Origin of the sequence: Bacillus sp. FJAT-28004, from assembly GCF_001280845.1 — a bacterium.
Taxonomy (GTDB): domain Bacteria; phylum Bacillota; class Bacilli; order Paenibacillales; family Paenibacillaceae; genus Pristimantibacillus.
In genome coordinates this window covers 365,515-383,098 of the sequence record NZ_LGHP01000002.1, presented here as the reverse complement: position 1 = coordinate 383,098, position 17,584 = coordinate 365,515, and the positions used below count along the sequence as shown (strand labels likewise).

Sequence of the window (17,584 nt, the reverse complement as noted above, 5' to 3'; positions counted from 1 at the left end):
TAGACTAATAGAGCAAAAGCAGCCCCTCCTCTGTTGAGGAAGAGCTGCTTTATTACCGCCATTGATATTCCGGGAAAGGAATATGGAAGAAAGCTAATTTCCAATTTCCCCAACATAGTAAAATGATAACTCCTTAATAGAAGGCTCGCCTTTCGCCTTTGTCACCGTAAGAGAGACGCTTCGAACTTTAACCGGCGGAAATCGTACAATAGCTTTATGACCGATGTTCTGTCCCTCATATACGGTTATGGTTCGATGCGATTTTTCTGTCATGATATTGATTTGAAAATTCAGAATATGTTCTCCCGAAGATAAATCCTCTTGAATAACAATATGATCAAGCATATGTGAATGAGCAGGCTCATAAACCCATTCATTCTGGTTCTGTATACATTGCTCCAAGGTCGCGATGGGGTTGTCAAATCTGCTTCGTATTTCTGCGCCCATTGCAGCCAGGCGGCTTACGTCTTTTGAAGGCAGTAAGCCTTGTCTGTCCGGACCGATATTCAGCAGCAAATTCGTACCGCGCCCTACAGAATAATAGTATAAGCCCATGAGTTGATCCAGACTTTTGACCGTATGCTCATCGCTATCGCTATAAAACCAATTCGCTCGCATCTGCACATCACATTCCGCAGGCAACCATAGCTTATCAGGCAATGATTCCTTCTCCTCGGTCATGATCGAGAACTCAAGCGAATCCACAACATTCCAGCAAGGAATCGGCGCAATGCCATCCTCATTCCCCACCCACCGGAAATCAGGGTCTCCCATATTAAAAATTAAGATATTCGGTTGAAGGCGGCGAATTTCTCCGATGATCCGTTTCCAATCATATTCATGATCCTCCGAGCCACAGCCGTCAAACCACAGAATATCAATCTCTCCGTATTGACCAAGCAGCTCTGTAATTTGATTTACGAAATAATCATCATAAGCCTTTGCATCCTGATTATAGAAATCCGCAGATCCATCAAAAGGAGAATAGTATAAACCAGGCTTTACATCATACTTTCGACAAGCCTCTACAAACTCCCGGACAACATCACCCTTACCATCCTTCCAAGGGGATTGTTTGGTAGAGAACGAGCTATACTGCGACGGCCAATTAGAAAACCCATCATGATGCTTAGCCGTAAGTACAGCATAATTCATTCCGGCTTCCTTCGCCGTACGTATCCATTGCTCACAATCCAATTGCTGCGGGTTAAACAAATCAGGGGACATGCCTCTTGGATCAAAATCTACGTATCCTTCATAAAACGTTCTTAGACCAAAATGCACAAATAATCCGAATTCCCAGGATTGATACTCGAGCTGTTTCGGGGTTGGTTTAATATTAGAATCTGCTGTCATTTTAAGCACCTCTTCTTCATTAATGGAGTATTTTTATTCGCACTAGGAAATAACCTACTAACTCATTTTCGCTTTCTTGTGATATTCATTCGAGCTAACACCAGTATATTCCTTGAATTTTTATAAAACTAATCCAACTCCCGATACTCTACCTCTAGAGGAGCCATTTCATATATTTTTTTTATCGGAATAAACTAGAAACTCCGCAGCCTTTTCCAAGTGCACTTTCAACAAATAATCATTAAAGGAGATGCCTTCTTCGGCTTGTGGTTTCCTTACTTTGAAAGTGAAAAAAGGAGTTCTCACCATGAAAAATATCTGGCCATTTTCACATTGCTATTTTTAGCAGTTTCATTACTTTCCGGTTGTTCAATTTAAAATGAAAAAGAAAATGATGCAGATCGGATTCAAACTCAGGAACAATATGCAGCTTACGAAAAAGCTTGCCAAAGCGCGGGCGTTGAGTGGGTGCGAGACCGTTCAACTCTTGACAAGATCGGTATAAGTTTTGGTTTTTCGCACCTCACGGACGAAGATCTAACAGCAGGGATTAATACGATGGCCAAAATTTGGGCAGCAATGGAAAAGGCATAATGAAGCAACCGTATATAACAACGAAAAAAGCTTGTTTTTAGTTTTTTCTAAATGACTAACTACTCTATAACTAACGATGTTACTTATTAACTCATAGGGCATCTGCTAATTTACGGGAAATGCCAACATGCCTTTTGTCCTGTCGATATTTCCCTATTTCATCTTCAAATTCAGATTAAACGGCTATGAAGCGCATCTACATGAAAAAAGCAGCCGCAATCGGCTGCTTTTGACATGAACATTGATGTTTATTTCAAAGTGATTTCCTTTTTCCACGTTAATTCCTTGCCTTGCTCATTCTTGAACACGAATACAACCTGCCCTTTCTCGCCTTTCATCGCATCCGGATAGAAGAATCCGGTAAATTGTCCGTCGCCGCTAATATAGAAGCCGTCTCCACCGCTTGCTCCATGTTCAATGGCTAGTTGAACCGAATTGATGATTTGGTTTTCCTTGGACACCCACTGCATTTCGGCAAGAGCAAATCCTTCCGGAAGCTGCTTCACGACAAAATCGAAGCTGTTGCCCTCAATTGGCTTTTCCGTCTGGTCAATGATAATTAATATTTTCTTGTCAGAGTCCGTATCCGCTGCTTGATCGCCTGTTGCTTCGTTCTCTGGCTTCGTTATAGGTGTCGCCGTAGCGTCTAATTCGTTGTTGGACTGATTGCCGCATGCGCTGGCCAGCAGCAGTACGATCAAAGCTGATATCAAATACATATATTTTGTTCTAGTCATGGGTTGTTCCTCCGCTTTCATCTAATGTAAAAGAAAATGCTACGCCTTGCTTTGTGTTCTCTACGCCATACTCGCTTCCATGAAGCTCCAAAATATGCTTGGTGATGGCGAGTCCAAGTCCCGTTCCACCGGATTTACGATCCCGTGAACGCTCCGCTCGGTAAAAGTGATCCCAGACAAGGCTGATATCCTCTTCGGGAATCGGCGGTCCAATGTTTTCGATGACGGTTGTTATTTTTCCTGGAGCCGTTCGCTGGATGCCGATCGTGATGGCACTGTTCACAACAGCATGCCGAATGGCGTTGCTCATGAAATTCAGAATGACCTGCTCGAGGCGTCTGGAATCAGCCCGTACGAGCAGCTCTTCCTCTTTATCCGCGTTTAACTGCAATTGAAGCTGTTTCATCTCCAATTGCTGAGTGAATGAATCACTCACCCTTTGAATCAGGCTTGCCAGAGCTAAGCTTCTCGGCTGCAGCTGAATGGCCTTCGCTTCGAATTTGGACAGCTCCAGCATATCCATAATTAATGCATTCATCCGATCCGTTTCATTGACGATGAGAGCCAGATAACGTTCGCTTTTGTCGCTCGCCACGCCGTCCTGCAGCCCTTCCGCAAAGCCCTTCACAATCCCGAGCGGCGTCTTCAATTCATGGGAAATGTTCGCGATCAGCTCTTTGCGGAGCTGCTCGGACCGCCGTTTCTCCTCCACATCCTCCTGCAGCATCGCATTCGCATGGGTAAGCTCCTTCATGGAGGCGTCCAAATTCCGCGACAACGCAACCATGCTTCTCGACAGCTCCCCGAATTCATCCTTCGAATCGATTGCTGGCTGCTCCGTAAAGTCCAGCTTGGCAAGACGCGCTGCAGAGCGGCTAAGCAGCACTAAGGGACGGGAGACAATTCTGGAATAAATCAAAGACAAAACAATCGCAAGCAGAACCATAAGCGGCGCCAAATAAATGACATATTGCTTAAGAATCCCGACAGCTTCCCCTACAGGCTGCATAGAGGTCATAACGAATAAATAGCTATTCTCTTCGTTGCCCTCTGAGAGCAGACGTATGAGAACCGTATAGGGGACACCACTCCATTTATCCTGCCAATCCAGCTGCACGACCGAACCGCTCCGCAGCCTTGACTGCCATTGTTCCATTTGCGAATTCCAATCTAGAAGCACATCATCGACAAGAGCATCCTGATAAAGCGGATTATATGACCGCCGCTCCGGCAGCATGAGATCCGTTACTTTTCCTCGCACGCGTACCAAGCCCTCTTTGAGAACGATATCGGTCTGCTGGATAACAACAGGATGCATAATCGTATCCTCCTCATCCATGAAGATCCCATCGACCACCAGCGTCTCGCCTATTTGAATCTTTTGCGGGATTTGATCCACAGTCATGCCTTCTTTGGAAATCTGAATCGTTATCGTCTTGCTGCCAGCTTCCAGTTCCAAATAATAAGGATGTGTGCTTGTTCGCTCAAATCGGCTATTCAGGATGTCGGTACTCGTATCATGCTCATTCATGAATGCGCCTAGCAGTCGTGACACCTGTCGTTCACTCGATTGCGCCTCTTTGTATTGGTGAGCGAATTCATTCATGCTCTTCTCTAAAACATTAATTTTAGACATACGGTAAAACCGCTCGAAAAACAATCCTTGTGCAAGCAGCAATATGGTGAACACAAGCAGGATCAACACGGAAGTGACAACGAATAGTTTAAGGGCTACACCTCTTCTTTTCATCGTTCCATCTCGAACTTATAGCCAGAACGAATAACTGTCGCTATCGATCGTCCTTCGTCTCCGAGCTTAGCTCTTAGCTTTTTAATGTGGGTGTCCACCGTTCGCAAATCCCCCAAATAATCGTACCCCCAGACAGAGTCCAAAATATACTCGCGCGGCAGCACCTTGCCGTAATGTTTGATGAGAAAAAGGAGCAAATCGTACTCCTTAGGTGACAAATTGATCTTAGTACCCGCTACAAAGACGGTATATGCCGACCTGTTCACCATTAAATCACCATAGACAAGCGTATCTCCCTCGCGTCCCATCGTCCCTTCCGTTCTCTTCATCAAAGCAGTAGCGCGGGCTACCAATACCCTTGGGCTCAGGGGCTTCGTTACGTACTCATCGGCGCCAAGCTCGAACCCCATCAACTGGTCGTCATCCTCTGCTCTGGCAGTCATAATCATAATCGGGACATCCGATTTTTCTCGGATACGCTTGCATACCGACCATCCATCCATTTCCGGCATCATAATGTCGAGGACGACCAAATCAATGGAATTCTGTTCAAAAATGTCGAGCGCGACCTTCCCGTTTTCCGCTTCAAACACGTCCCATTGTTCCTTCTTGAAATAGTCCGTTATCACCTCTCGCATAAGCGTATCGTCTTCAACCAGCAATATCGTTCGTTTCATTCCACCGCACTCCGCTTCCGCCTGCATTTCTATGTTTTATTACTCCCATAACCTACTTTAAAGGTCACCTGTGTACGTTGTGTGTATTTCAAATGAATGAATCAACTTTATGTACTTCTCCGACTCATTTATTGGCCAGCAGCTTCCCGTTAGCAGCAAATGCTCTATTCGTTAAACTATCCTCGTTATTTTCATTGCGTCGATTATAGCATAGTGAGATACTTTCGTTGCGACGATTCGTCGGGCTGCTCCTGTGAAGCTTCCGGAAAAGGATATATTTCTTTTTTTTGTAATCCTACGATTTCCTTAATTTACGAATTTCCAAATATATGATACAATCAACTCAATGAACGTGAAACTTTTCACAATATAAGTGAATTATTTCACAATGAGGAGGATTGCTATGAGGACTGAAAAACTAGTGTTAATCGGAAATGGCATGGCGGGCGTAAGAACGATTGAAGAAATTTTGGAACGCAACTCCACCAAATATGAAATAACGATTATTGGCGAAGAACCCTACACAAACTACAATCGCATTATGTTATCCAATGTATTGCAGAAAAAGATGACGGTCGATGAGATTATTACCAATCCAATGCAATGGTACAAGGACAATGGCATTCGGCTTGTTCACCACGACCCTGCTGTACGAATAGATACAGAAAATAAACGAGTAACAACAGCAAGTGGAACATGTATAACGTATGACAAATGTATTATTGCTACAGGCTCGAGAGCCTTTATTTTACCAATTGAGGGTGCACAGCTTCAAGGAGTGGTGGGTTTCCGCACGATTGACGATACCATACAAATGATTGAGAAGGCTAAAAGCTGCAAACGAGCAGCAGTGATTGGCGGAGGATTGTTAGGTCTTGAAGCAGCCAAAGGTTTAATAGACCAAGGCATGGAGGTAACTGTTGTACACTTGGAAAAATGGCTAATGGAAACCCAGCTAAATGAGCAAGCAGGACAACTGCTGAAAAAGGATTTGGAGCAGCAAGGCATTAAATTTTTAATGAAGAAAAAAACAGCTCGAATACTAGGAACAACAAAAGTAGAAGCAATTGAATTTAGTGACGGTAGTGTTCTAGAAGCAGATCTGGTTGTGATGTCCGTTGGAATTAGACCAGTAACAGGGCTAGCCAAAGAAGCTGGTTTGAACGTTGAGCGCGGGATTGTTGTTGATGATTTTATGGCGACGAGTGCTGAGGGCGTCTATGCTGTGGGTGAATGTGCCCAGCATAATCATATGGTGTATGGACTTGTGGCACCACTTTATGAACAGGCAAAAGTGTTGGCGGATGTTTTGACAGATCGAGCAACAGAAGGCTATCGAGGCAGCACAGTTTCCACCTCTTTAAAGGTATCAGGTTGTGATCTTTTCTCAGCAGGAATCATTCATGAGAGTGATGATATTAAAGGTATTGAAGCATATAATGGTTTGGCTAATAGCTACAAGAAGCTTTATATACAAAATAATAGAGTAGTTGGCATCGTTCTTTATGGCGATACTTCAGAGGAAAATCGATACTATAAAATGCTACGAGATGGGGTTGATATTACGACACTCAATCCTGTGACACTGCTGGCTTCAGCGGGTGGTGAGACAAGCATGAGTGTTGCAGATTGGGACGATGCAGATACGGTGTGCGGCTGTAATGGTGTGACGAAGGGCACAATTGTTCAAGCGATTCATGCTCAGCAATTAACTTCTGTTGCGGAGGTTACACGTTGCACTAAGGCTGGGAATTCCTGTGGCAAATGTAAATCTACCATCAACGAACTATTAACTCATGTGATAGGAGATAAAGTTACAACGGCACCTACTGGTATATGTGCTTGTACTCATTTAACGAGAGACGAGATTGTACTGCAGATCCATCAAAAAAACTTAACGACAACGAAAGAGGTATTCCATGAGCTAAACTTCCGTAACGCTGAGGGATGCTCCAAGTGTCGTCCAGCAATTAATTTCTACCTCCATGTTACGTTCCCCAAAGAACATATTGATGAAAAAGAATCTCGTTTTGTCAATGAACGTATGCATGGAAACATCCAAAAGGATGGTCGCTTCTCTGTTATTCCAAGAATGCGAGGCGGAAAAACAACGCCACAGCAATTGTTGAAAATTGCACAGGTTGCAGACAAGTATCAGGTCCCGCTTGTTAAAATAACAGGTAGTCAGCGCATTGGCTTATTTGGTGTGAAGAAGGAAGATCTGCCTGATATTTGGGAGGAACTAGACATGACATCTGCTTCCGCCTATGCCAAAGCAATGCGCTCTGTCAAAACTTGTGTCGGAGCTAATTTTTGCAGATTTGGTACGCAGGATTCAATGGGACTCGGCATTAAGCTCGAGGAGCGCTTCGAGTATATTGACACACCGCATAAGTTTAAAATGGGAGTTTCTGCTTGCCCTCGCAGCTGCGTAGAGAGTGGAGTGAAAGACTTTGGTGTCATAGGTTTAGAGAACGGCTTCCAAATTTATATAGGAGGAAATGGTGGAACCGAAATAAAGGAGGCACATCTGCTAACAACGGTCGAGACTGAGCAAGAGGTTATTGATCTTTGTGGAGCAATGATTCAATACTATCGCAAAACGGGAATCTATGCGGAACGTACTGCACCGTGGGTGGAAAGACTTGGATTCGATCATATCAAATCTGTCCTGCTAGACCGGGAACAGTGCAAGGATTTGCTTGCAGAGCTGGATGAGGCAGTCGCTGGCAAACGCAATGATCCATGGACAACTGTTCGTGAGAATGAAAGCATGGAAAAAGCACTCTATACTGTGGGGAGAGGATAACAATGAATCAAGTCAAACAGAAAATATTTGTCGCAAATTTTGATGAGATGCAGCAGCGAATTGGACGTGAAATCGTTGTAGATGGCAATAAAATTGCCGTTTTTCGCTTGCTGGATGATCGTGTTAAGGCAATTGGCGGGGTTTGTCCTCATACGCATGGGCCGCTTGCTGAAGGCATTGTTTCTGGTGAGTATGTGTTCTGTCCACTTCATGAATACAAGGTTTCCTTGCTCGATGGAAAGGTTCAAGAGCCAGATGATGGATGTGTAGCAACGTATGACACTTCAATTGATCATGGCAAGGTATACATCTTTGTTTAGCAATGATTACACCTGAGTAGATAGAAGCTTTGAACCCTACGTAAAAGAGGAATGCACATGTACAAACAGAGCGTAGAAACGATTGCTGAAGCAGGTGCAGTAAAGCGTGATTATATGAAGCAGCATCCGATCGGTTATTTTATTGCAACTTTATTAGCCGGTGCTTATGTGGGATTAGGCATTATTCTTATTTTTTCTCTCGGAGCACCGTTAGCACAAGCGAACTCGCCCTACCAATCGCTTATAATGGGAGCAAGCTTCGGGATCGCGCTGACATTAGTTATTATTGCCGGGGCAGAATTGTTTACTGGCAACAACATGATTTATACTGTTAGTACTTTAGCAGGGAAAACAACGATAAAGGATACTTTGTCAAATTGGATCATTGTATTTATCGGAAATTTGCTAGGAGCCATTATACTTGCGTTACTTGTAAAAGCAGCAGGACTATTTGATGCTGCACCAGCTGATCATTTGATTTTCAGCTCTGCTGCCAAGAAGATGACGGCTCCATTTAGTGAATTGTTTTTTCGAGGGATACTCTGTAATTGGTTAGTTTGTTTGGCAATTTGGATGAGTATGCGCTTGAAAAGTGAAGGAGCGAAAATGCTCGCGATATGGTGGTGCTTATTCGCTTTTATTGGCAGCGGATATGAGCATAGTGTTGCAAATATGACGCTTCTAAGCGTTGCAATGCTGCTGCCTAATCATCCTGAAGCCATTAATCTAGTAGGCTGGCTGCATAATATGCTGCCTGTCACACTTGGAAATATGGTCGGGGGTACATTATTTGTAGGCTTGGCATATTGGAGAATTTCACCCGTACGAAAATTATAGATTCTACCGCTAGAGAACGTTATGGTATATACAGACATGAGCTCCGTCCCACAGAGCTCATGTTTTTTGTTATCAAGGAAGTGGAATTTAGGTCATTTTTTCATATAGACATTAAAAACAGTGGGTTTAGGTGTTCCTGATTATTTGTAGATTTGCCAGCGGCTTCCTTCAGATTCCACCTCACGATGGACAACCTTGCCTTAAGCTATGGCTACTACTGCTTTCGCCATTCGGGACTTTAACCCTTGAGACATTGCCCATGCCGCGCGCACACAAAAAAAAGACGCGCAATTGTTGCGCGTCTTAGATTATACGGTAACTATGAACGATATGACGCAAGTTTTCGAGCTTCCTCGATTATTTGCCTAGCACGTTCGACTTCCCGATCGCTGGGCGTTGGTACTCCTTCTAGCTCATAAACCCGTCCAAGCTGCTGCCATTTATATACGCCCATACGATGATATGGCAGTAATTCAAATTTCTCAACATTAGCAAGTTGTCCCATAAATTCACCTAATGCGATCAAATCCTCAGGTTGGTCAGTAATACCCGGAATAAGCACATGCCTGATCCAAGCCGGCTTATTACGCTCTGACAACCATTTAGCGAATGTTAGTATCCGATCGTTAGGCTGTGTAGTAAGCCACTCATGCTTTTCTTTATTGATCTGCTTCAAATCAAGCAATACAAGATCTGTATAATCGATAAGTTCGGAAGCGTTAGTCGTATCGCAAAATCCTGAACTATCCAATGCTGTATGCAAGCCAAACCTTTCCTTGCAAGCTTTAAACAGTTGAGCGACGAATGGAGCTTGAAGTGTTGGTTCTCCTCCTGTAACTGTGATCCCTCCTCCAGAACCCCTGTAGTAAGGTAAATAGGGCTCAATCTCTTGGAGGATTTCATCGACAGTTACTTGTCGCCCTGTTGCGGTATCCCATGTGTCAGGATTATGGCAAAACCGGCACTGCAGTGCGCATCCCTGCATGAACAGGACAAAGCGTATACCGGGGCCATCCACGGTGCCGAACGTTTCCATGGAATGAATGCGACCTTTCATGCAGGCACGCTCCTTTCGATGGTAGATTCAAGTTGTTAGATTTCCCCATGGAACGTGCGGCTAATGACATCCATTTGTTGCTCTCTTGTCAACTTAATGAAGTTTACGGCATAACCCGATACACGTATCGTAAGCTGAGGATAATTTTCTGGATGCTCCATCGCGTCCATAAGCTGCTCTCGATTAAAGACGTTGACATTGAGATGATGACCGCCGCTTATCGCATAACCGTCCAGCATTGCAGCAAGATTGTTGTAGCGTACATTGTCTTCTTTGCCTAGTGCTTTAGGAATGATCGAGAAAGTATTCGAAATACCGTCCAAGCTGTGTTCATAAGGAATTTTTGCGACCGAAGCCAGTGAAGCGAGCGCCCCTTTTCGATCACGTCCGTGCATAGGGTTAGCACCTGGAGCAAAAGGCTCACCTGCTTTGCGGCCGTCTGGCGTGCTTCCCGTTTTCTTTCCGTAAACGACGTTTGAAGTAATCGTAAGCACTGACAATGTCGGAATCGCATTACGGTACGTCTTATGCGTGCGAAGACGGGCCATAAATCCTTCTACCAGCCCAATAGCTATTTGGTCAACACGGTCATCATTGTTGCCATATTGCGGGTATTCACCTTCAATTTCAAAGTCAATCGCAATTCCCTTTTCATTACGAATCGGACGAACTTTCGTGTGGCGGATGGCGCTTAAGCTATCGGCTACAACTGATAATCCTGCTATACCGCATGCCATCGTTCTTACGATATCTCTGTCGTGAAGCGCCATTTCAATTCGCTCATAGCAGTATTTATCATGCATGTAGTGAATGACGTTCAGTGTATTCATATACAGCTTTGCAAGCCAATCCTGAACGATCTCGAAGTTTGCCTTCACCTCTTCATAATCCAGCACTTCCGACGTTAATGGTTTAATAGCCGGACCGATTTGCACGCCAAGTGTCTCATCTACGCCACCGTTTATCGCATAAAGCAATGCCTTAGCAAGATTGGCACGTGCACCGAAAAATTGCATTTGTTTCCCGATACGCATAGCCGATACACAACATGCAATTCCATAATCGTCTCCAAAATGCGGACGCATAAGATCATCGTTTTCGTACTGGATCGAGCTAGTTTCGGCCGAGACGCGTGCACAATACTTTTTGAAGTTATCTGGCAACGCTGTTGACCAAAGAATCGTCAAGTTAGGTTCAGGCGCAGGTCCGAGATTGTAAAGCGTATGAAGGAATCGGAACGAGTTGCGCGTCACATATGACTTCCCGTTTAGCCCCATGCCGCCGACAGCTTCAGTTACCCAAGTTGGGTCTCCGCTGAACAACTCATTGTAATCTGGCGTACGTAGAAATTTCACAATTCTCAGCTTCATAACAAAATGGTCTACTAGCTCTTGAGCATCGTGTTCTGTTATTGCGCCTTCTTGTAGATCACGTTCGATAAAAATGTCTAGGAAGCTGGATACACGTCCAAGACTCATCGCTGCTCCGTTTTGTTCCTTTACTGCGGCAAGATAGGCAAAGTATAGCCATTGTACAGCTTCATGCGCATTGGCAGCAGGTACAGCAATATCGTAGCCATACGTAGCAGCCATTTGCTTCAATTCGGCTAGACTGCGTATTTGCTCGGAAAGCTCTTCGCGAAGTAAAATGACATTCCCTATCATAGCGTCTTCTTCTAATTGGAGAAGTTCTTCTTTCTTAGCTTTAACGAGGCGATCAACACCATATAGTGCAACTCTGCGATAGTCTCCGATAATCCGACCACGACCATAAGCGTCTGGCAAACCTGTGATGATGCCGGCTTTACGCGCAGCGCGCATTTCAGTCGTGTAAGCATCGAAAACACCTTGGTTATGCGTTTTCCGCAGTTCGGTAAATATGCGCTCAATCTCTGGCGATAGCTTATAACCGTAAGCTTCACAAGCATCAGCTGCCATTCTTACTCCGCCAAATGGCTGAACGGCACGTTTCAATGGAGCATCGGTTTGCAATCCAACTATCTTTTCTTTAGCCTGATCAATATATCCGGGTTCATGCGACGTAATGCTGGATACTGTATTGACATCAATATCGTGTACGCCGCCTCTGTCCCGCTCCTCCTTGAGCAGTTCACTAACCTGTGCCCACAGCGCTACGGTACTTTCCGTTGGGCTTGTTAAGAAGCTTTCGTCACCTTCATATGAAGTAATGTTACTTTCAATAAAAGATTGGACATCGACCTTTTCCTGCCAGTTCCCTGCTGCAAAACCTCGCCATGCCTCTTGTGATCCAGTCTGCTTCATGATTTCCTTTTCTGTTTTAGCCATCACTTAGCACCTCCATTTTGTACAGCTGAGTATCCAAACATCTCAAAACGAATCGCATGAAACACTAGTCCATCTGTATAATCACTCGCAATTACCGACACATACGATTCAATCGCATGAGTAAGTACGTCCAGCCATCGGCTTCTCCTCCTAGGAGATCTTCTTAGGAATCTTGCATCTCATTGATGGCTTAATCATATCGAAATCACGATCTGCTAACTATGACATTTATCACAATGAACGGTATTTATCTGCAAAAAATATATTTATGAGAAGAAATGATCCACATCCGTCAAAATTTGTTCAAATGGAGATTTAGAGAGAAGCACTATCACAGTGGGGAAAAGCAGAGAGGGCAAAAAGACGAGTTGAAGAAAAAAGACGGAGTACACCACGTATGAGCATGTGCCCCTTTACGATTTTCAATTTTTTTGACCACCTTAAATTCTATCGACTCCAGTCCGTATATAAGGAATCGCTAATTTGATAAATTCTTCCGGCGATGTCTTCTGACTATTTCTTCTCCATTCTACAGAAGCCCCGTAAATTCCCCAGCTTAATAGGACAGCTGTAAGTTTTAGAGCTTCATCCTTTTCAGTTTTATGTTGCTTTAACAACATTTTGTAAAAAATAATTTCGAGCTGTTCCCTAATAATACGGGCAATGGTATCTTCGTAACCTCTATGGCAACGACTGGATAATGACTTTTGAAAATTTGTTACGGATTCAAAGATGCTTACAAATACTTCTTCATTTAGTTCTTCATTTTGATAGAAATCATAATTCAACTTAACTAACAATACTTCTGACAGTACTCTTTCCAATAAGTCATATATATCTTCAAAATGATAATAAAAAGTTGCGCGATTAATCATAGCTTCTGTAGTTAAATCCTTTATAGTAATATCTTTAAATTCCTTCTTCCCCGAAAGTTCAATGAAAGAATCCATAATTAATTTGCGGGTACGTAGAACCCGGGGGTCCGTCTTTGATTCAGTCATTTTGTTAACCTCCTACTTTTTAAACAAGTTCTTAAATGTGTTGTATAAACGACAAATCCACAGAACTATTGGTATTAATGATTTTTATTATGATTTAAAATTCAATTGCAAGCAAATAAATATGTATGTCGTGAAATGAGGAAAATATAATGCCGAACAATGATAATATGGTTTGTGATCTAAAAACAGGTGTATGCGGAGTAGCTGGCGAGGAAGAAATAGAGGTTGTTGATTTTAATCAACCCAAAAAAGCGGTTAATCTTTATTATGTGACCGATCCGATTTGTTCGCATTGCTGGGCACTTGAGCCTGTTCTTCGTCGTTTTCTAGAGCAGTATGGAGATTACTTCAACTTTCATACGGAGATGGGTGGCTTGCTGGAAAAATGGCATGACGGACCAATCGATCCTGCTAACGGAATTAATAAACCGGCCGATGTGGCTGTTCATTGGAGAGAAGTTGGGGAATATTCCAGAATGCCGATTGACGGGACTTTAATGATTGACAATCCGGTTCAATCATCTTACCCGCCGTCTCGTGTATTTAAGGTAATTCAAAAAAATCATACTGATGCAATAGCATCGGAATATTTACGCCGTTCAAGAGAAGCACTGTTTGCATTTAATCAAAATATTTCAGAAAAATCCGTTATGATTGAAATCGTAAATAAAATCGGACTTGATGGAAAAATTATTGTAAATGAAGCTGAACAACAGATCGGTCATCAATTGTTATATGAAGATTTTGAACTAGTTAAAAACCTGGGTGTCAGAGGCTTCCCGACTATTATTATGACCAATGAGGAAAATAAAGGCGTAAAAATTGTTGGCAGCCGCCCGTTGGAATACTATGTTAACGGTTTGAAAAAAGTTCTAAATCTCGAAGAATTACAACCCAAACCACTCCCTTCCCTTTCTAGCTTGTTTGATAAAGAAAAACTTCTTTTCTCCAAAGAAATTGAAGTAATGTATGATATTGAACAAACAGATGTTAAATCTTTTATTGAACAAGAGCTTCCAACAAATCGTTATCTAGTGAACGATATTTTAGGGGAATTGTATTTTACAAAAAGTATCAACGAAGAACAGATTAGCTGACTTTAGCATAACAGAAATACTTAGTTGCACTAGGACTTGCTTATTGCAACGAGAGCTCTAGTCCGGGAAGTTCTGCTGTGTAGTTACAACTCCTTCTATTCTATAAATATAAAAGCCCGAATGTAGCATACGTTCGGGCTTTAACAGGTGGGTATATGCGACTCTTAAAATGCTAATTACTAACTAGCGACACACAGCACTCCACATGTGTTGAGTGTGTATACAGAAAAAAAACCAAACGGAATCTCTTATGCAAAATGAATATCCTTATCTCTAGGAGTCTTAGCAGTGGAGCTGCAAATCTATATGCTAGAATTGTAAAGTATTTCCAATTGATAAAATCGAATCGCATTATTGCCAAAAACATCGTCTAAGTGTTGATCTGTAAGCTCTTTGGGTAAATTATAATGCAAACTGCCAACTGTCTGATCATAGCTTGCTGCAAGTAGACAAACTGGCCAATCACTGCCGAACATGACTCGCTTCAATCCGAATGTTTTTATGACATGTTCCACATAAAAGCTATAATCAGACTCTACCCGATCTGAAATATTCCCTTGGGTAACCATGCCTGATAGTTTACAATACAGCTGCGGAAATTGGGTGACTTCCGTAATCCACTCTTGCCAAGGTGATACTTCTTGCTGAGAAATTTGTGGATTACCCATATGGTCAATGACCGCATTTAAATTAGGTACAAGCTCGAGTAATTTTAGTACAGCAGGGAATTGGGCAGCGTGGATTAATAAATCTACAGGGAATCCCAATTTCTCCAACCATCTTAAATTTTGAATAACTTGAGGACGTTGCAAGTATTCCATAGCATCTATACTTTGAAGCATGAGACGGACACCGATAAAATATTGATCTTTACGTAATCGTTCAAATGTTTCCACGAAATTGTCCTGCTCAAAATCCAACCAACCCACTACACCAGCTATTGAATCATACGTCTTGCACAAACCTAGAAGAAATTCGGTTTCCTCAACAGTGGCAGCAGCTTGGACAACAATTGTTTTCGTTATTCCATGCCGATTTAATGATTCTGCAAGGTCATTAGGCATAAAATCCCGATAAAGTGTAGGTACCTCTGGTGTAAGCCATCCATAATCGTTTCGATCTAATTGCCAATAATGCTGATGAGCATCAATTCTCATATTATTAAACCTCGCTAACAAGCCGATTCGTCAGCTTACCCAACTTCTCAATCTCAATCGTGACGATGTCTCCATCCATTAAGTAAACCTGTTTATCTTCCGGATAACCGAGAACGACGCCTTCAGGTGTTCCAGTTAATATAATGTCCCCAGGTACGAGTGTCATATGCTGTGATATATAACTCACGATCTCGTCACAAGGGAAGATCATATCCGACGTATTGGAATGCTGGCGAACCTGTCCGTTGACCGTACATTTAATATCCAGATCATTCGGATTTCCGATTTCATTCGCCGAAACTAGATACGGTCCAAGTGGAGAGAATTTATCACATGACTTGCCTAGCAACCATTGCTGTGTTCTCAGCTGCAAGTCTCGTGCAGACAAATCGTTCACGCTGCAATAACCAAACACATGGCTAAGCGCATCCTCTTTGGTAACATACTTTGCAGTTTTACCGATAACGATGACGAGCTCCGCTTCATAATCGACTTTCGTCGTCACTTTCGGAAGTGGAATATCGTCGCCATGACCCGTTAATGTATTGTTGAATTTATTGAATAGAATCGGGTATTGCGGGATCGCTGCATTCGTTTCCTCCGCATGCTTGCGATAGTTAAGACCTACGCAAATGATCTTATTCGGATGGGTCACGCATGGCCCGAGCGTCAGCTTCGCTTCATCAAGCAAGTAGGAACAATCGTCGCCAGACTTCTCTAGTGCTTGTGCTGTGAATTGAGCAAGTGCCGTAACCGCTGCCTCACCACCGTTGATAACTTCGTGAACGGTCAGCGGCACGGATTCTCCATTGTGCATAGGTATATCTAATAATGCGTTTGCAACATCCAGAATACCTTTTTCTGTTTTGACTCCTAGTTGGTATTCTCCGTTGTTAATGAATGTTAATAATTTCATTGTTAAATCCCCCACCTTTGTCGGTTACTGTTATTTACGCATTTTTTCCGAAAGTAGCGCCTCCATCGATATACAGAGGAGAACCCATCATAAATTTCGATTCGTCTGAAGCGAGGAATAATGCAGCTTGAGCAACATCATCAGGTAAGCCGAGCTCCTCGCTGAGCTGGCGTTTCTTGAGTGAATCAATTGCAGTTTTTGGATCATCGTAAGATGTTTTTAAATAGTTCTCAACGAATGGTGTTAGGATTGTACCGGGTAGAAGGGCATTTACACGGATATTGTATGATGCGTAATCCACTTGCATGGACTTCGTCAGCGCCAATACTGCTCCCTTAGTTGCGGAATATGATGCCCGTCTGGCAAGTCCGATTTCTGCAACGCAGGAGGACATGTTAATGATGTTACCAGATCTGCGTTTCATCATATGCGGAAGCACATATTTGGAAGGCAAGTATACACCACGAATATTGACCTGAATAACTCGGTCCCATGCATCGGGCTCTATTTCATCCAAAGCTCCGACACCACTAATTCCCGCATTGTTAAATAACACATCAATCTGACCGTATTTTTCAATGATTTGATCTACCATCTGCAATACAGATTCCGGATTTGTCACGTCTGCACAGATGAAGTGACCTTTTCCTCCGGCAGTATGAATATCCTTCAACGTCTCTGTTCCATTGACTTCATTGAGATCATTCACAATTACAGTTGCGCCTTCACGAGCGAATAACAATGCCGTGCTTCTGCCGATACCAGAACCGGAACCTGTAATTAGAATAACTTTGTTTTCTAACCTCATATATGACTGCCTCCTTAGAATCTCTTAATGATCTGGTTACAAATCGGTTAATAATTCTAGTGTAACTAAACATTACAGTTGTACTGGTATAATTAACAGAGCAAAAAACAATTAATTCTCGGATATTTCAACAAGAGCATCCCTAAAAAGTTGCTTTTTCTT

The 17,584-nt window shown here is 42.9% G+C and carries 14 protein-coding genes; 4 read left to right on the top strand and 10 right to left on the bottom strand.

Going from position 1 to position 17,584, the window contains the following annotated elements:
• Positions 1–93: 93 nt before the first annotated feature.
• From AC787_RS23865 to AC787_RS23850, 4 genes are all read right to left on the bottom strand, one after another.
• Positions 94–1,356, bottom strand: a complete 1,263-nt coding sequence (locus AC787_RS23865; RefSeq protein WP_054027472.1) for an alpha-L-fucosidase — start codon at positions 1,354–1,356, stop codon at positions 94–96.
• An 842-nt stretch (positions 1,357–2,198) separates the two neighbouring features.
• A complete protein-coding gene (locus AC787_RS23860) occupies positions 2,199–2,687 on the bottom strand; it encodes a hypothetical protein (protein ID WP_054027471.1) in 489 nt (162 codons plus the stop codon).
• Positions 2,680–4,437 (bottom strand): sensor histidine kinase, encoded by a 1,758-nt coding sequence (locus tag AC787_RS23855; protein ID WP_054027470.1) that lies wholly within the window; start codon positions 4,435–4,437, stop codon positions 2,680–2,682. The genes AC787_RS23860 and AC787_RS23855 overlap by 8 nt, the downstream gene beginning before the upstream one ends.
• Positions 4,434–5,114, bottom strand: coding sequence for a response regulator transcription factor (locus tag AC787_RS23850; protein WP_054028168.1), 681 nt, complete (start codon positions 5,112–5,114; stop codon positions 4,434–4,436). The genes AC787_RS23855 and AC787_RS23850 overlap by 4 nt, the downstream gene beginning before the upstream one ends.
• A gap of 403 nt (positions 5,115–5,517) precedes the next feature.
• Here AC787_RS23850 and nirB point away from each other — a divergent pair, with 403 nt between their 5' ends.
• From nirB to AC787_RS23835, 3 genes are read left to right on the top strand one after another with little or no spacing between them, the layout of a single operon-like run.
• Positions 5,518–7,923, top strand: coding sequence for a nitrite reductase large subunit NirB (gene nirB / locus AC787_RS23845; RefSeq protein WP_054027469.1), 2,406 nt, complete (start codon positions 5,518–5,520; stop codon positions 7,921–7,923).
• 2 nt (positions 7,924–7,925) lie between these two features.
• Positions 7,926–8,243, top strand: a complete 318-nt coding sequence (gene nirD / locus AC787_RS23840) for a nitrite reductase small subunit NirD (RefSeq protein ID WP_054027468.1) — start codon at positions 7,926–7,928, stop codon at positions 8,241–8,243.
• 57 nt (positions 8,244–8,300) lie between these two features.
• Positions 8,301–9,080, top strand: coding sequence for a formate/nitrite transporter family protein (locus AC787_RS23835; protein ID WP_054027467.1), 780 nt, complete (start codon positions 8,301–8,303; stop codon positions 9,078–9,080).
• Between the two features lie 319 nt (positions 9,081–9,399).
• Here the strand turns inward: AC787_RS23835 and pflA are convergent, their stop codons facing one another.
• From pflA to AC787_RS23820, 3 genes are all read right to left on the bottom strand, one after another.
• Positions 9,400–10,137, bottom strand: a complete 738-nt coding sequence (gene pflA / locus AC787_RS23830) for a pyruvate formate-lyase-activating protein (protein WP_054027466.1) — start codon at positions 10,135–10,137, stop codon at positions 9,400–9,402.
• A 35-nt stretch (positions 10,138–10,172) separates the two neighbouring features.
• Positions 10,173–12,443 carry a formate C-acetyltransferase gene (gene pflB / locus AC787_RS23825; protein WP_054027465.1) on the bottom strand — a complete coding sequence of 757 codons (2,271 nt, stop codon included), beginning with the start codon at positions 12,441–12,443 and terminating at the stop codon, positions 10,173–10,175.
• 440 nt (positions 12,444–12,883) lie between these two features.
• Positions 12,884–13,444 carry a TetR/AcrR family transcriptional regulator gene (locus AC787_RS23820; protein ID WP_054027464.1) on the bottom strand — a complete coding sequence of 187 codons (561 nt, stop codon included), beginning with the start codon at positions 13,442–13,444 and terminating at the stop codon, positions 12,884–12,886.
• Positions 13,445–13,593: 149 nt separating this feature from the next.
• Between AC787_RS23820 and AC787_RS23815 the strand changes: the two genes are divergently transcribed.
• Positions 13,594–14,541, top strand: coding sequence for a DsbA family protein (locus AC787_RS23815; RefSeq protein WP_054027463.1), 948 nt, complete (start codon positions 13,594–13,596; stop codon positions 14,539–14,541).
• A gap of 302 nt (positions 14,542–14,843) precedes the next feature.
• On the opposite strand, the gene AC787_RS23810 is transcribed toward AC787_RS23815, so the two are convergent.
• The 3 genes from AC787_RS23810 to AC787_RS23800 are packed head-to-tail and all read right to left on the bottom strand — an operon-like array spanning position 14,844 to position 17,422.
• Entirely contained in the window at positions 14,844–15,698 is an 855-nt protein-coding gene (locus AC787_RS23810) for an amidohydrolase family protein (protein WP_054027462.1), read from the bottom strand.
• 4 nt (positions 15,699–15,702) lie between these two features.
• Entirely contained in the window at positions 15,703–16,614 is a 912-nt protein-coding gene (locus AC787_RS23805; RefSeq protein ID WP_054027461.1) for a fumarylacetoacetate hydrolase family protein, read from the bottom strand.
• 34 nt (positions 16,615–16,648) lie between these two features.
• A complete protein-coding gene (locus tag AC787_RS23800; protein ID WP_054027460.1) occupies positions 16,649–17,422 on the bottom strand; it encodes an SDR family NAD(P)-dependent oxidoreductase in 774 nt (257 codons plus the stop codon).
• Between the last annotated feature and the right edge of the window lie 162 nt (positions 17,423–17,584).

Coding starts and splice junctions, on each gene's coding strand:
- AC787_RS23865 (WP_054027472.1), bottom strand. CDS start 1,356: ATGACAGCAGATTCTAATATTAAACCAACCCCGAAACAGCTCGAGTAT.
- AC787_RS23860 (WP_054027471.1), bottom strand. CDS start 2,687: ATGACTAGAACAAAATATATGTATTTGATATCAGCTTTGATCGTACTG.
- AC787_RS23855 (WP_054027470.1), bottom strand. CDS start 4,437: ATGAAAAGAAGAGGTGTAGCCCTTAAACTATTCGTTGTCACTTCCGTG.
- AC787_RS23850 (WP_054028168.1), bottom strand. CDS start 5,114: ATGAAACGAACGATATTGCTGGTTGAAGACGATACGCTTATGCGAGAG.
- nirB (WP_054027469.1), top strand. CDS start 5,518: ATGAGGACTGAAAAACTAGTGTTAATCGGAAATGGCATGGCGGGCGTA.
- nirD (WP_054027468.1), top strand. CDS start 7,926: ATGAATCAAGTCAAACAGAAAATATTTGTCGCAAATTTTGATGAGATG.
- AC787_RS23835 (WP_054027467.1), top strand. CDS start 8,301: ATGTACAAACAGAGCGTAGAAACGATTGCTGAAGCAGGTGCAGTAAAG.
- pflA (WP_054027466.1), bottom strand. CDS start 10,137: ATGAAAGGTCGCATTCATTCCATGGAAACGTTCGGCACCGTGGATGGC.
- pflB (WP_054027465.1), bottom strand. CDS start 12,443: ATGGCTAAAACAGAAAAGGAAATCATGAAGCAGACTGGATCACAAGAG.
- AC787_RS23820 (WP_054027464.1), bottom strand. CDS start 13,444: ATGACTGAATCAAAGACGGACCCCCGGGTTCTACGTACCCGCAAATTA.
- AC787_RS23815 (WP_054027463.1), top strand. CDS start 13,594: ATGCCGAACAATGATAATATGGTTTGTGATCTAAAAACAGGTGTATGC.
- AC787_RS23810 (WP_054027462.1), bottom strand. CDS start 15,698: ATGAGAATTGATGCTCATCAGCATTATTGGCAATTAGATCGAAACGAT.
- AC787_RS23805 (WP_054027461.1), bottom strand. CDS start 16,614: ATGAAATTATTAACATTCATTAACAACGGAGAATACCAACTAGGAGTC.
- AC787_RS23800 (WP_054027460.1), bottom strand. CDS start 17,422: ATGAGGTTAGAAAACAAAGTTATTCTAATTACAGGTTCCGGTTCTGGT.